At 44.4% G+C, this 15,476-nt stretch carries 12 protein-coding genes and 1 pseudogene; 7 read left to right on the plus strand and 6 right to left on the minus strand.

All coding sequences use genetic code 11. The annotated features are described in order from the left end of the window. The first annotated feature begins 1 nt into the window (after position 1). The 3 genes from QFZ80_RS09130 to QFZ80_RS09140 are packed head-to-tail and all read left to right on the plus strand — an operon-like array spanning position 2 to position 2,598. Complete coding sequence (locus QFZ80_RS09130) at positions 2-832, plus strand: CheR family methyltransferase (protein ID WP_307558540.1); 831 nt, start codon at positions 2-4, stop codon at positions 830-832. 27 nt (positions 833-859) lie between these two features. Then, on the plus strand, positions 860-1,417 hold the full coding sequence (locus tag QFZ80_RS09135) for a chemotaxis protein CheB (RefSeq protein WP_307547237.1): 558 nt from the start codon (positions 860-862) through the stop codon (positions 1,415-1,417). Between the two features lie 47 nt (positions 1,418-1,464). Beyond that, positions 1,465-2,598, plus strand: coding sequence for a response regulator (locus tag QFZ80_RS09140; protein ID WP_307558542.1), 1,134 nt, complete (start codon positions 1,465-1,467; stop codon positions 2,596-2,598). Positions 2,599-2,657: 59 nt separating this feature from the next. Here QFZ80_RS09140 and QFZ80_RS09145 read toward each other — a convergent pair whose 3' ends face one another. Together QFZ80_RS09145 and QFZ80_RS09150 are read right to left on the minus strand one after the other, a co-directional pair. Next, positions 2,658-4,574, minus strand: a complete 1,917-nt coding sequence (locus QFZ80_RS09145) for a PAS domain S-box protein (RefSeq protein ID WP_307558544.1) — start codon at positions 4,572-4,574, stop codon at positions 2,658-2,660. An 83-nt stretch (positions 4,575-4,657) separates the two neighbouring features. Then, positions 4,658-5,518: an AraC family transcriptional regulator gene (locus QFZ80_RS09150; RefSeq protein WP_307558546.1), complete on the minus strand. Its 861-nt coding sequence runs from the start codon at positions 5,516-5,518 to the stop codon at positions 4,658-4,660. Between the two features lie 135 nt (positions 5,519-5,653). Between QFZ80_RS09150 and lacZ the strand changes: the two genes are divergently transcribed. Next, the gene (gene lacZ / locus QFZ80_RS09155) at positions 5,654-8,806 is read left to right on the plus strand and encodes a beta-galactosidase, LacZ type (protein WP_307558548.1); all 3,153 of its coding nucleotides are present in this window, start codon (positions 5,654-5,656) and stop codon (positions 8,804-8,806) included. 74 nt (positions 8,807-8,880) lie between these two features. Here the strand turns inward: lacZ and QFZ80_RS09160 are convergent, their stop codons facing one another. The 3 genes from QFZ80_RS09160 to QFZ80_RS09170 all read right to left on the minus strand — a co-directional run bounded on the left by QFZ80_RS09160 (position 8,881) and on the right by QFZ80_RS09170 (position 11,540). Then, on the minus strand, positions 8,881-10,410 hold the full coding sequence (locus QFZ80_RS09160; RefSeq protein ID WP_307547228.1) for an MDR family MFS transporter: 1,530 nt from the start codon (positions 10,408-10,410) through the stop codon (positions 8,881-8,883). 61 nt (positions 10,411-10,471) lie between these two features. Further along, complete coding sequence (locus QFZ80_RS09165) at positions 10,472-11,194, minus strand: pentapeptide repeat-containing protein (protein ID WP_307558550.1); 723 nt, start codon at positions 11,192-11,194, stop codon at positions 10,472-10,474. A gap of 16 nt (positions 11,195-11,210) precedes the next feature. Further along, positions 11,211-11,540, minus strand: coding sequence for a PadR family transcriptional regulator (locus tag QFZ80_RS09170; RefSeq protein WP_307555622.1), 330 nt, complete (start codon positions 11,538-11,540; stop codon positions 11,211-11,213). A 176-nt stretch (positions 11,541-11,716) separates the two neighbouring features. Here QFZ80_RS09170 and QFZ80_RS09175 point away from each other — a divergent pair, with 176 nt between their 5' ends. From QFZ80_RS09175 to QFZ80_RS09185, 3 genes and pseudogenes are all read left to right on the plus strand, one after another. Continuing rightward, positions 11,717-12,598, plus strand: coding sequence for an NAD(P)-dependent oxidoreductase (locus tag QFZ80_RS09175; protein WP_307547223.1), 882 nt, complete (start codon positions 11,717-11,719; stop codon positions 12,596-12,598). A gap of 583 nt (positions 12,599-13,181) precedes the next feature. Further along, positions 13,182-14,634 (plus strand): annotated as a pseudogene (gene katA, locus QFZ80_RS09180) (catalase KatA). 105 nt (positions 14,635-14,739) lie between these two features. Beyond that, complete coding sequence (locus tag QFZ80_RS09185) at positions 14,740-15,231, plus strand: hypothetical protein (RefSeq protein ID WP_307547219.1); 492 nt, start codon at positions 14,740-14,742, stop codon at positions 15,229-15,231. On the opposite strand, the gene QFZ80_RS09190 is transcribed toward QFZ80_RS09185, so the two are convergent. Beyond that, a complete protein-coding gene (locus tag QFZ80_RS09190; protein WP_307547218.1) occupies positions 15,228-15,446 on the minus strand; it encodes a hypothetical protein in 219 nt (72 codons plus the stop codon). The genes QFZ80_RS09185 and QFZ80_RS09190 overlap by 4 nt on opposite strands. Between the last annotated feature and the right edge of the window lie 30 nt (positions 15,447-15,476).

Consider the following 15,476-nt stretch of genomic DNA (forward strand, 5'->3'; position numbering starts at 1 on the left):
AATGCCAGAAAAACTAGCAGAAAAGATTGAAGTCGATCTCGTACTGGAAGCTATTTATAAGCGGCATGGGTATGATTTCCGTAACTATGCCCGTTCCTCTTTAATGAGAAGATTGCACTATGTCAGGCAGAAATCAAGTCTTAAACGACTGTCTGATATGATTCCATTGGTTCTCTATGATGAAGCGTTTGCCAATCAATTACTGCTGGATATATCGGTAACCGTCACCGAGATGTTTCGTGACCCTGAGTTTTTTGTTGAGCTGCGCAGTCTCGTGATTCCCTTGCTGAAGACATATCCATTTGTGAAAATATGGCATGCCGGTTGTGCGACAGGGGAAGAAGTTTACTCGATGGCTGTTCTACTGGAAGAAGAAGGCTTCTATGATCGTGTGCAGATTTACGCGACTGATATGAATCAAGAGTCACTAACTACTGCGGAAGAAGGCATTTACCCGTTAGAAAGTATCCGGAAATTCACTAAAAATTATCAAAAAAGCGGAGGCAAGTCCTCCTTTTCGGATTACTACCATGCTAAATATCAGATGGGCAAAATGAAGGAAGATTTGAAAAGAAACATCGTGTTCTCGCAGCATAATTTGGCAACGGATAACGCCTTTGGTGAAATGCATCTCATCATTTGTAGGAATGTGCTCATTTACTTTGATAAGCAATTGCAAAATCAAGTCTATCAGCTTTTTAATCAAAGTCTTGTGCCACGCGGTTTCCTGTGCCTTGGCAGTAAGGAATCTATCGAATTTTCAGATATCCAGTCTCAGTATGAAGCACTCTCCTCTAAGTGGAGAATTTTTAGAAAGCAGCTGCCATTATAAGGAAGGTTATAGCGAAGGAGTGAGTCCATGCGCCCATTGGAAGCCGTTGTTATAGGGGTATCGGCAGGCGGGCTTAAGGCACTCTCACGTCTGTTATCCTATCTCCCGTCTGACTACAGCTTACCGATTATCATCGTACAGCATATTTTGGATAGCAGTGACAGCTATTTAGCTGAATATTTAAATACGAAAGTTGCTATACATGTCAAAGAAGCGATAGATAAAGAGACCATTCGACCTCATCACGTTTATCTCGCTCCACCTGGTTATCATTTGCTCATTGAAGATGATCGCTCGTTAAGCCTATCCATTGATCCAAAAGTCAATTATTCTCGGCCTTCGATTGACGTTTTGTTTGATAGTGCTGCGTTTGCCTTCCAAGAGGGGTGTATAGGTGTTGTCTTAACGGGAGCAAACCGAGATGGCAGCGCTGGACTCAGGACGATCAAGGAAAGTGGTGGCGTAACGATTGTACAGGACCCTGAAACGGCGGAGTTCCCTGTCATGCCACAAGCAGCAATTGACACTGTAAAGGTTGATTATATTTTGTCCTTAGAAGATATAGGAAAGTTTCTGAGACAATGAATAGGATCTCGAACGAATCCATCATTCTAAGAATTAGGAGGGCCTATATGGATACTCAGAAAAATAGGCATCAGGCGCCGAAAATTTTAGTCGTTGATGATCGAAAAGAAAATTTATTCGCTATGCAGAAAATTCTTCAAGTGCTCCATTGTGATGTGTCTGTTGTCCAATCAGGCAACGAAGCCTTATCATATACCTTGCGCCATGACTTTGCGCTTATTCTACTTGATGTGAATATGCCGGAAATGGATGGTTTTGAGCTTGCGGAACTGCTGCGAAGTAACGAGGAAACGAAGCGTATTCCGATCATATTTGTAACAGCCAGTAATAAAGAGGATCAGAGCGTATTCAAAGGATATGAGAGCGGTGCTGTAGATTACTTGTTCAAGCCTGTCAATGCCGATATTCTGCTCAGCAAAGTGAAAATATTTCTTGAACTCAATCGAAGAAATAAAGAGTTGGAGGCCATTCAATCGGAGCTTGAGCGCAGTAACGAGAGCTTAAGGGAGTTCGCACAGGTCGTTTCGCATGATTTGAAAAATCCGTTGAATGTGATTACAGGGTTGAGCGAGCTTCTCATAGCTAGACATAGTGCGGATATGACGCCAAAAGGTAAAGAATATATGAACCAAATCTCAGCGACCGCTGAGCGGATGAACCACTTGATCACCGATTTACTCTCGTATGCCCAGTTAAACGCGAAATCGGTTACTTTTGGAAATGTAGACTTGAATGAAGTCCTGATGAATGTGATCTCGGACCTAAGCAGCACAATCGAGCAAAATGAGGGCCGGATCATCAAGCAAGACAGGCTTCCAATTATTCAAGCGGATGCAACGCAAATGTATCAGCTATTTCAGAATATTATCGCAAACGGGCTGAAGTATCGTAGGAAGGTACAATCGCCGATTATTCAGATTTCCTTATTGGAAGGAAATGAACCGGATACCTTTGTCATTCAAATTCAAGATAATGGCATTGGTATGAAAAAAGAGGACATCCCGTCTATCTTTACTCCCTTCAAACGGCTGGACAATGCCAAGGCTTACGAGGGTACCGGTCTAGGGCTTGCCACAGTGCAGAAAATCATTGAGAGACACGATGGCCTCATGGAAGTGGAAAGTATGATCGGTGAAGGCACAACTTTTCGTGTTTATCTGCCAATATCTCATGGTTTGTAGAATAAGGCAACCGATTATGAGAAACCGCCGCGGCGGTTTTTTTGTTTTTTGGTTGACGTTTAGCCCGAATGATGTTTCTTCTTCATATAGGTCTCGATAATATCGAGAAGGGACTTATTTTTGATCGGTTTGCTCAAATAATCATCAATGCCTGCAGCAAGGCTGCTTTCGCGATCCTCTTTTAAGGCATTCGCAGTTACAGCGACGATCATGGGACATCGTTCTGGCGGGAGCGATTGTTTAATCATTGCGGTTGCATCTAACCCGTTAATGATCGGCATTTGGAGATCCATAAATATAATATCAAAATGGTCTCTTAAGGCAGTCTTCACCACTTCTTCCCCGTTAGCAACAGCTGTAATAATATGTCCCTGCTTCTCCAGCATTTTAATTAAAACGAATTGATTAATGACATTGTCCTCGGCGATAAGTATGTGCAGGGAAGCATGCGCGATACCTTCATTCGTATTAGCCTGATAGTCATCTGAATAATGATCTTCTTTGAGACAAAGGGTGAAGATGATTGTAGTACCTGGGTCGTCGACAGGCTCTATCCAAATATCGCCACCCATTAGTCGGACCAGCTTTTTCGAAATAGCTAAGCCAAGCCCTGTACCCTCATATTTACGTGTCATGACGTGATCAACTTGATTGAAAGGCTCGAAGATATAGCTTCTTTTATCAGCTGGGATACCAATTCCACTATCTTTTACAATAAATTCCAGTTGCATGAGGTCATCTTCTTGTATGCGTCTATTCACATGTACGGAGATTCCACCGAATGGCGTAAACTTGATGGCATTGCCAACCAGATTTATAAGTACCTGCTTCAACCGTTCTGAATCACCTATCAATGAGTGGGGGACCTTGGGATCTACTGTGAAAGTCGTGGATAACTGTTTTTCATCCACTTTCGTCGATAAAATATGAAACGTTTCAGAGATCGTATCGCGTATATCGAAAGGGATTTCATGTAATTCTGTTTTACCGGATTCGATTTTGGAGAAGTCTAAAATGTCATTAATGATACGAAGCAGCGTTTCACCGCTCTTATGAATAATCTCGACGTACTCTTTTTGTTCTTCGTCTAACGATGTCGTTTGCAGTAAAAGGTCTGTCATTCCGATAACGCCATTCATCGGCGTCCGAATTTCATGGCTCATCATTGCCAGAAATTCACTCTTCGCTTTATTCGTATTCTCAGCTGTTTCCTTCTCAATCATCAATTTCTTCTGTTCGGTCATGTCCTTGGCAATGATATAGAACCCAACACTCATTTCGTTCATAATGATGGGAGCAATCGTCGTCAGTACTTCAATAATATGACCATTTATTTGACGAATATGATCAATCTTCTTCTCCATGGAAGCATCGAATAGGGAATCGGTAAGGATTTTTTTCACATTGTTATTGCCAACAAATCTGGAAAAGGGCATTCCTACGAACTCATTGTTGTAGAAGCCTAACAACTCCTGTGCCCGGGTATTGCCATTGACAATCATTCCTTCCAAATCAAGCGAAATGACGGCATCATGCGTATGCATTTTCAGAGGGGTATACCGATCAATGGACTCTTGAAGCATTTGTTCAATGGACTTGAGCTGTGAAATATCCGTCATATGAACGATACCAAACAGAGGGGGTCCGGTTTGAGTATCACAAACGAATGTGAGTTGGACGGATGTCCAGATGATGTCGCCATTCTTGTGCAAATATCGGATATCCATGGTAACAGAAGAAGCCAAACGGTCTAACAAGTTTTGAACTTGATCGGTGTAGGTCAGCCAATCATCCGGAAAGGTGATTTCACTTATGTTAAGCTTCTCGAGCTCATCTTCCGAATACCCCAGAATCGAGCAATAAGCTGGATTAATATTCAGTAGGGACCCGTTTAAGGATAAACAGGCTATCCCATGAGGAGAGAACTGAACCATCTGCTCGAAGAAACGATATTTATCGAGTTGTAAGCTGCTCATCATTAGCCCCCAATCATTTTACCCATATATAACCATCATAAGCTTTTTTTGAAACGAAAACGAATTTCAAGTAGGCAGTCAAACTAACGGAAATCTTCTGATTGGTTCTTTTTGTTGTATTGATTTCTGAAAACTTCGGGCGTCAAACCAACGGATTTGCGAAATGTCGAGATGAAATGCGAAGCGTCGAGGAAGCCGGTCGCGTCGGCGATCTGCTTCACCGTTTGATTAGGCTGGGCGATTAGCAATTCCTTGGATTTCTGCAGGCGCAGCTGCAGTAAGTATTGGTAAGGAGAGAGACCAAACGCTTTGCGGAACAATGTATTAACGTGCTGAGAGCTTATGCCAAGCAATTGAGACATCCATCCGAGTCCAACGTCGGAAGATGCGAAGCAAATCTCAAGCTCCAACAAAAGCGGCAGCAAACGCTCGTGACTTTGGGAAAAGGATGCGCTTTTATTTACGTTGCCGTGCTTTTTGAGCAGAGTAAGGAATTGATAAATTTCAAGTGAACCATTCATGCCTGTGAAGTCATGGCTGTAGCGGTACTTTTCGTAATAGTACTCATGAATACTAGCGAGAGGGGTTTCCAGCCCCCAGCTGATTGGTGTGGATAACGGTATCTCTAAGGCATATACAATGGAGGCAGCAAGCGCACCATCGAAGGTTAAATACCACGTCGACCACTTGGCTGTCGTGATGTTATATTCATGCGGGACACCAGCAGGCAGGAGCATGCCTTGATTCTCACTCAGCCTGACAGATCCGCTTTCTAGAATAATTTCTCCACTGCCTTCAATGGTTTGGAGCCAATGGAAGCAGGGATAGCCATCTTCTCGCTTGTAGAACTGCTGCTCATTTTCGTAACCGACTGTTTCCAGGATGAGAGGAAGCTTCCGATCCGTTTCTGTAATTACGAAAAATTTCCTGTAGTCGGTAGCCATCGCTAGTAGGTCAACTCTTTCATTTTTTAATATGTGATGCGTATTATCTTATATTTTAAAAGAAATTATTGTCTTGTACAATAAGAAGATAGTTGAAGAAATTTATACAACCTATAGAAGTGAGGAATGCAAGAGATGGCAAAAAAATTCGTATACTCACCGCCTGAAAACGGATACCCGGAATGGAATAATAATCCTCAGATTTTCCAATTGAACCGCATGGAAGCTCATGCCACATTAATGCCTTACAAGTCTGAAGATGAGGCACTAGCGGGAGTTCGTGAAGCGTCCGATTCTTACCAATCATTGAATGGAACTTGGAAGTTTCATTTTGCTGAGAATGCGCAAGGCCGTCCGCAAGAGTTTTACAAAAGCGACTATGATTGCAGCAGTTGGGCGGACATCGCAGTGCCTTCCCATTGGCAGCTGCAGGGCTTTGACTTTCCACAGTATACGAATGTCGTCTATCCTTGGGTGGGCCATGAAGATTTGAAGCCCCCATTTGCTCCGGTAAAGTATAACCCAGTGGGCTCATATTCCCGCAGCTTTACGGTCCCGGCTGCATGGTCAGATCAACCTGTATACCTAAGCTTTCAAGGGGTTGAATCGGCTTTTTATGTGTGGGTAAACGGCGATATGGTGGGCTTTAGCCAGGATTCGTTTACACCTGCGGATTTTGATATTACACCCTACTTGGTAGAGGGTGAGAATAAGCTTGCCGTCGAGGTTTACCGCTGGAGTGATGCGAGCTGGCTGGAGGATCAAGATTTCTGGCGGTTAAGCGGTATTTTTCGTGATGTTTATATATATAGCACACCAATCACGCACATTGCCGATTTCAAAGTGTTGACAGATCTGGACGCTGACTTTAAACAAGCGGATTTGCATATTCAAGCGAAAATAACGAACTATGATGGTCTCAGCACAGGGACCCGTCGAATGGAAGCTGTTCTGTATGATGCTGAACAGAAGCCTCTCTGGGCTGCGCCGCTTTCCGCTCAAATTCAAGTAAGCGGTAAGGAGAAGCAAGATGTAAAATTATCCGTTAAGGTAGCTGAGCCAGCCCTATGGAGCGCTGAAAAACCAAATCTGTACACGCTGGTATTGAGCTTGAAAGACGAGAATGGCGCTTTGCTTGAAACAGAAAGCTGTAAAGTTGGCTTCCGCAAGTTTGAGATTCATGACGGCTTAATGAAAATCAATGGCGAGCGTATCGTATTCAAAGGCGTAAACCGCCATGAATTTGATGCAGACCGTGGCCGTTCTGTGGATAAAGAGAGTATGCTTGCCGATATCCTGCTGATGAAGCAATATAACATTAATGCTGTTCGTACTTCTCACTATCCGAACAACACGTACTGGTATGAGTTGTGTGATCAGTACGGGTTGTACGTGATTGATGAAACGAATCTGGAAACGCATGGCTCATGGCGCTATGGCCAGTTGGAAGACGATGAAGGGGATACGGTTCCGGGCAGCAAGCCGGAATGGATTGAAGCGGTTCTGGACCGCGCCAATTCCATGATGCAAAGAGACAAGAACCATGCTTCTATCGTGATCTGGTCGCTTGGGAATGAGTCATGGGGCGGAGCCAACTTTGTTAAAATGCATGATTTCCTTCGTGAAGCGGATCCTTCCCGCGTCGTTCATTACGAGGGTGTAGCCAACTGCCGTGGTGCTTCAGAGGCAGCTTCGGATATGGAAAGTCAAATGTATACCAAAATTGAAGGCGTAGAAGCCTATGCAAAAAGTAACCCTAAGAAGCCATTTATTCTCTGTGAATACAGCCATGCGATGGGGAATTCGTGCGGCAATTTATTTAAGTACTGGGAGTTGTTTGACAAGTATCCGGTTCTCCAAGGCGGCTTTATTTGGGACTGGATCGATCAATCGATCCGAACAACAACACCAGAAGGTGTGACCTACCAAGCCTACGGCGGTGATTTCGGGGATACACCGAATGATGGTAACTTCTGCGGTAACGGATTAATTTTCGCTGATCGTACGCCATCCCCAAAGATCTATGAAGTGAAGAAATGCTACCAGAATGTCAAGTTCGAAGCGCTCGATCTTGTTAATGGCCAAGTGAAGGTGACGAATCAGTATTTATTTACAGATCTGAGTGAGTTTGATTGGATATGGTCCATCGCACGTAATGGTGAGCCTGTGAGTGAGGCCAAACGTGGACAATTTACCGTAAAGCCAGGAGAAACAGCTGATATTCAGTTGGTTCTAGATCCTATGGAAACCATTTTTCCGAAAGATGAGTTTGTACTGACGATCAGTCTGCAGCTGAAAGAAGATACGAATTGGGCGCAGAAGGGACACGAAATCGCTTGGGAGCAGTTCTTGCTTCCAGTCCGTAAAGCGGCTTGGTCTCATTCTGAACAGGCTGCTCAAGAATCCGCGGCGACCTTGTCTGCTTTAGAAACTGTACAAATTACATCAACAAAGGAAACAATTAGCCTTAAGGGAGGCAACTTCTCTCTTCAATTCAATGCTGCAACTGGTGATATTACTTCTTACATGTACGAGGGAAGCGAGCTGTTCCTGACAGGTCCTGCACCTAATTTCTGGCGTGCTTATACCGATAATGATCGCGGCAACCAGCATCATATTCGCTGCGCGCCATGGCAAGAGGCAGGCAGTGGAAGAACGCTGCAATCTTTGACAGCTCAATCGCTTGGAGATGGCCGCGCCGAGGTGCAAGTTCGCTTTGAATTGGCAACAAAGCCAACTTCCGAGGTGCAATTGGTTTACACGGTATCGCCTAGCGGAGAAGTAGAAGTTCGTATGGAGCTCGTGCCAGGAGCATATTTACCTGAAATTCCGGAGATTGGTGTACTCTTCCAATTAGACCGCTCCTTCCAACAATTGAGCTGGTACGGTCGTGGTCCACATGAGAACTATTGGGACCGTGCGACCTCCGCCAAACTGGCTTTGCACAGTGGAACCGTTGAGGAGCAGTTCGTGCCGTACTTGCGCCCTCAGGAATGCGGCAATAAAACGGATGTGCGCTGGGCGACGGTGACAGATGCGAGCGGGCGTGGACTCCGCATTACAGGGCTGCCTACCGTTGAATTGAATGCTCTGCCATATACGCCTTCCGAGTTGGAAGCTCATGACCATACGTATAAGCTGCCAGCTAGCGATAAAGTCGTGCTGCGGGTGAATTATAAGCAGATGGGCGTTGGCGGGGATGACAGCTGGGGTGCAAGAACACATCCCGAGTTCACCCTGTATGCCAATCGGACCTATGCGTACTCATTCACGTTTAAAGGAATTTAAGTGATTCATTTATTTCAAAAAAAAGTGCCACTTCATCTACAGGTTTGTGTAGTTGGAGTGGCACTCTTTTTGTCTTAATGTGACATAGATGCTTCGTTTTCTTGGGTTGGATCCAGCTTCTCTTTGCTCATCGCGATGGCACAAACGAAGGCTAGAACAGCAGGAAGTACAGTCCAAGCAAAGGTGAGGACAATGGAAGACGATAATGCGGTTGTGATTTTCTCTAGAACAGGAGCAGGTATCTCCATCCGTTTCGCGGGATCCAGCAGCGTATGCGAGTCTCCAGTTGGTATAACAGCTCCCGGTTGACCTTGACCCGCAAATGCATCTGTTAGCTTTCGCGTAAAAGCATGACTTTGAACAATTCCGAAAACGGTGATACCCAGCGTCATCCCCAAGGAGCGGAGGAAGTTCAGTGTTGAGGAGGCTGAACCACGCTGCCGTACATCAAACAGATGAATGGCTGCATTGCTTAATACGGAGAAGGAAGCACCGATTCCAAGTCCGATAAGAACCATATAGATCGTTACGAGCCAACGGGGGGATTCAGGTGATAATGTCGTCAAGAGAGCTGTTCCGATAATTAGGATGAAGGTCGTTGGAATCATAATCGCTCGATAACTCATTTTATTCATTAAGAAACCGCCGCCTGTTGCCGTTACAACGGAGCCTAACATCATGGGCAGAAGAACTAAGCCAGAATTGGTAGCGGATCCACCTAATACACCTTGAATGTAGATTGGGATATAGACAGATGCTGTTATAAAAGCTGCACCGCTAAAAATGGCTACGGCATTGCTTGATGCATACAACCTATTTTTGAACATCGCAAAAGAGATAATAGGTTCCGCAGCACGACGCTCTACGAAGACGAAGAGGATTGTCAACACCGCAAACAGGGCGAATAAACCGAGTATAACTGCTGAATCCCAAGCGTATTCCTTACCTCCTAATTCTAGAGCAAACATGAGGGAGACGATGGCACCAACGAGTGTAAAAGCGCCCCACCAATCGATCCTCTGTTTGGAATGCTCAACGGATTCGCGATAGAAGAAAGCGACAAAAACTAGTGAGATCAAACCAAGAGGTAGGTTAATGTAAAATACCCATTTCCAGTTCACATAATCTGTGATATAAGCGCCAAGCAGTGGCCCGAATATGCTAGACATGCCGAATACAGCACCGAACAATCCACCTAGTTTACCGCGGCTTTCTATCGGAACGGCATCGAACATAATCGTGAAAGCAACCGGCAGCATGGCGCCGCCGCCGATACCTTGAATAGCGCGATAGACACTGAGCTCTATAATCGAACTTGCTGTTCCACAAAGAATAGATCCAAGCATGAACACAATAACACCAAAGATGAAAAACTTTTTGCGTCCATACATATCGGATAGTTTGCCGAATATTGGCATTCCGGCCATTTCCGCCACCATATATGCCGAAGTGACCCAGACGAATTTATCCAATCCGCCTAATTCCCCGACGATTGTGCCCATGGCTGTGGCAACAATGGTATTGTCCATGGCGGCCATTAGGATACCCAGCAATAGCCCGGCAATGACAATGCCTAACCCTTTGTTTTTGTTTTGCGCTACCATAATGATTGATTTTCCTCACTTTCTCTGAATCCGATTTAATTTTTATCTATGGTGTGAGTTGCTAAAGGAAAGTAACATGACTTAAGTTGGCTTTAAACCCTTTTAACAAAGCATAGGTAGCTTTATCCATCTTGGCTCCGTCAAAAATTGTTTTTTTGACATCAGCTTTGAAGAAACAGCTTTGAAATGTGGCATAACGGAACGATGTTCCTTTGAGATCTGAATGATGAAAAGTAGTTCCTGTAAAGATTAGATTATCCATACATACACCAGTTAAATCGCAAGAACGGAACTCTACAAGGTTTAACGTACAATTTTTGAAGCTGGCTCCTCTTAGATTGGATTTAGAAATCTTCGCTCCTGTCAAATTAGCACCGTCGAACTTTACCCGATCTAAGTTGCTGCACTTAAAGGAAGCATTGGTTAAGTCTGAATGGCTGAAATCAGAATCCTGCAGGTTGCTGTAATTGAACTTACCATCATGGATTTTGATGGCCTTCAGGTCGGATTTTTGCAAATTCTGCATTGAGAAATCAATGCCAATGATTTGTTGGAGCTTCGTGGTGTTTGCATGAATGCTTTCAATTAGTTCGGATATTTCGCCGATGGATGCGATCGTTCTTTGAAAGGCAGCTTCTTCATCGAAGCCATCCTTTTGCAGATCTAGGAGTCTTTCCTGCAAATCAGATAAAAGCTCTTCTTTTAATTCCTGGATGGGTCTCAAATCTTCATAATGTGAAAAAACTTCATTCAAATAAGCAATGAGCCTTGGGTTTGGTTTCATCCCTCATACCACCTTTCTAAATGAGCAAATCGAGAATGGTCTTCGCATGTTCCCAATTCAACTTGTTGTTCTTGAAAGCTTCTTTGCCTTTATCAGTGATGCGATAGTATTTCCTGCGGCCGCCTTGTGTTTCATCCCCCCAGTAGGAGGTAATGCATTCTTCCTGTTCTAGTCGCTTGAGGCTGGAGTACATGGTTGCTTCCTTCAGTTCATATTCCCCGCCTGAAATAACTTGCACCAGCTTTGAAATTTCATAGCCATATTTATCTCCGGAAAGTAACAATTTGAGAATAATGCTGTCGGTGTGTCCTCGAATAAGATCGGACGTTATTTTCAAATCAACGATAACCCTCACCTCCTATACTATAATATAAATTAAAATACTACGTCTGTCAAAGTAATTTATATTCCGTTATACATGTAGGTAGGAGCTCCGTTTGACCAGATGCACAGACGATGATAACTTAAGAATGAAACATCATTCGAAATCAGTTACTGTTAAAATGAGAGGTGGCATTCATTGTGGTAATCAATCCGGGACAAACGATTGTAGGCTTAGTAGGAACAGGTGTCATGGGGAAAAGTATGGCAGGCCATTTTATTCAAGCAGGCTACGAGGTACATATATATAATCGAACGAAATCCAAGGCACAGGACCTGTTGGATCAGGGTGCTCACTGGCAGGATTCACCGGGACTATTAGCGCAGCAATGTGATGTGATTATTACAATGGTAGGCTTCCCTAAGGACGTAGAAGAGATTTATTTAGGCGAAAATGGCATTCTTTCTAACACGAAGCCGGGCAGCTACGTCATTGATATGACAACGTCTAGTCCAATGCTAGCCATAGAAATTTATGAAAAAGCACTCGCGCGACAAGTGTTTTCACTAGATGCTCCGGTTTCAGGCGGAGATATTGGAGCTAAGGAAGCGAGACTATCGATTATGGTTGGGGGCTCGCGTGAAGCTTTTGATGCCATGCTGCCGCTTTTTGAGAAGATTGGCACCAATATCGTCTACCAAGGAGACGCGGGTGCAGGCCAGCATACGAAAATGTGCAACCAAATCGCAATTGCAAGTAATATGATGGGCGTTGTTGAAGCGCTGGTATATGCGAAGAAATCAGGACTCGATCCTTCAACTGTGCTCAAAAGTATTGAGTCAGGCGCGGCGGGCAGCTGGTCCTTAAGTAACCTGGCACCGCGCATCATCGCTGGGAATTTTGCTCCTGGCTTTTATGTGAAGCACTTCATCAAAGATATGAAGATCGCGCTTCAATCTGCTGAGGAAATGAAGGTGGAGCTGCCTGGACTAACATTGGCGAAATCCCTTTATGAGCAGTTAGCAGCGGGTGGCGAAGAAGACAGCGGTACTCAAGCGTTGTTTAAGATTATTGATAAGTAGCTTGAAAATAATGAGCAAAAGAAGGAGGTGTATCGAGCATCCCGTGAGGGATGCTTTTTTAGAATTTATATGGTTCTGTGGTAAGGGGTAAGCGAAGCTTACCCCTTATTTTTGGGCCGGCGCGGAAACGGATGTATTCATCGCAAAAGTGCGGGGAGTGCGAGGAAGTGACTTGATAGTGAGAAAACACGCATAAAATGGGAGAATACGTCCGGAACCTCCGTAATGTCTGCTGAGGCGATGAAATTCATCATTAAAGGTCTAGAGGCTCGAATGGAGCGAGTCACGCGAGAGGTCTGAAAAGGACATCTCAGCTGCTGAGAGCAGGAAAGTTAGTTGTTTTGCGTCCTGAGAAGGCATAAAGAGGCATCTCGGAGGCTCGAATGCAGCGGAAGTGACGCGAGAGGTCTGAAAAGAACCTCTCAGCTGCTGAAAAGCGCGAAAACCACTGCAGCATCATATCATGACAGGTTCTCGAATACATATGAATAAGGGAAATGGAAGGTTGTCACATACATAATCCTGTAAGCGATGAGAGCGCTTTGATCAGAGTTTCACATTTTACTGAAGAGGTGATTGTTGGATGAGTACGGAAAAAAACAAGCTTACAACCAGCTGGGGAGCTCCAGTTGGGGACAATCAAAATTCGATAACGGCGGGTTCACGGGGGCCGACGTTGATTCAAGATGTTCACCTTCTAGAGAAATTGGCACACTTTAATCGAGAGCGCGTACCTGAGCGAGTCGTTCATGCCAAAGGGGCCGGCGCACACGGCTATTTGGAAGTGACGCAAGATTTGACGAAGTATACGAAAGCGAGTTTGTTCTCTGAGGTAGGCAAGCGTACACCGTTGTTCGTTCGATTTTCGACCGTAGCAGGTGAGAATGGTTCTTCGGACACGGTCCGGGACCCGCGCGGATTCGCGGTGAAATTTTATACCGATGAAGGCAATTATGACTTGGTCGGCAATAATACGCCTGTATTTTTCATTCGCGACGCGATCAAATTCCCTGACTTTATTCATACTCAGAAAAGACATCCCCAAACTCACTTGAAAAATCCAAATGCTGTCTGGGATTTCTGGTCATTATCTCCTGAATCTTTGCATCAAGTGACGATACTGATGTCCGATCGCGGTATTCCCGCAACGCTGAGGCATATGCATGGATTTGGCAGTCACACGTTCAAATGGGTCAATGCCGAGGGTGAAGGCGTGTGGGTGAAGTATCATTTTAAAACCGAACAAGGCGTTCAGAACTTAGCGCCAGATGTTGCAGCACAGCTTGCGGCTGACAATCCGGATTATCATACCGAGGACTTATTTAACGCGATTGATAAAGGCGATTTTCCTACTTGGAAGCTGTGTGTACAGATCATGCCGCTGGAAGATGCGAATACGTACCGTTTTGATCCTTTTGATGTCACGAAAGTTTGGTCACAGAAAGATTATCCTTTAATTGAAGTTGGGCGTATGGTGCTGGATCGCAATCCAGAAAATTATTTTGCTGAGGTGGAACAAGCCACATTCTCGCCAGGGACACTCGTACCAGGAATCGATGTTTCTCCTGATAAAATGCTGCAAGGTCGATTGTTTGCTTATGGGGATGCACATCGGTATCGGGTAGGGGCTAATCATCAGTCTTTGCCAATCAATCGTCCGCGGAGTGAAGTGAATAACTATCAACGTGATGGTCAAATGCGTTCGGATAACAATGGTGGAGGTTCTGTATATTACGAGCCGAACAGCCTTGGCGGACCAACGGAAACGCCTGCGGATAAACCAGCATCCTACGAAGTGTCGGGGTCAGCTGACAGTGTTGCCTATGATCATCATGATCATTACACGCAACCAGGTGATTTATATCCGCCTTTTAAGTGAAGAGGAACGGGCTCGTCTTGTTCAAACGATTGTTGGTGCCATAAAACCGGTTGAGTCAAATGAAATTAAGCTCAGACAGATTGGTCATTTCTATAAAGCAGATCCCGAATATGGGATCCGTGTGGCAGAGGGTCTTGGGTTATCCATACCCGAATGAAGTGAATAGTGAGAGGCAGCTACCTTTTCGCCACAAAAGGATAGCTGTCTTTTTTATATCGCATATGCTGTAGGGAGCAAGGCATAATCCGAAGAGGTGATCAAGGTGGGAACTCGTCTATTATCCGAGCAGCTTGTGAGAAATCGTTTTCCGCATTTAAGATATATAAGAATTCATACACCTGAAAAGCATAAAGCGACGATCTACGCTTGGAATGGAGATTTGTATTTACCCGAGAAAGATGCTCAGAGCGTACAACATTATGCAAGCGGTTACTTATATCCCTATGTCAACTTTCAAGTAAAGGCATATAGCGAGGTTCAACCCGATAAAGTTCCACAACTGCAAGAAATACCGAAAGCTATCCTCCAAACAGCGATGCGGAGAAATTTGAATCAATATGGCATCTTAGAGGCGATTAACCGATTATTTCCTTATGGTCGTTTAACATTTAACAGATATCAAGCTGCGGATAGTATCATTCTATTTGATTTTCATGCAATTCGATTGCTCCATGATAAGGAAAAAAAGGCCATGTACGATTATTTGCAAGAATTGATTCCCCTAGGTTCCTATTGTGAAGTAACCTTTTATTAAGACTGACGGCTTGAACGTTCATCAATGCGGAACTCGCTTTCATCCCGCAAATAACTCGTTACGCCAATCTTTACGGAATGAGTCGTATACTTTTCTATCACGCCAGAGGCAATGAATACGGGGATATCATCCGCTGTATGTTGAATAACTGCTACCCTAACTTGCGATAGTGCAGCCGCGAATAATTCCATATCCGTTGAGAGTGTCTTGTTCATTGGGCTTTTCACCTCCGTGCTCCTTGTCTC

It is taken from the genome of Paenibacillus sp. V4I7 (assembly GCF_030817275.1).
Classification (GTDB): Bacteria; Bacillota; Bacilli; order Paenibacillales; family NBRC-103111; genus Paenibacillus_E.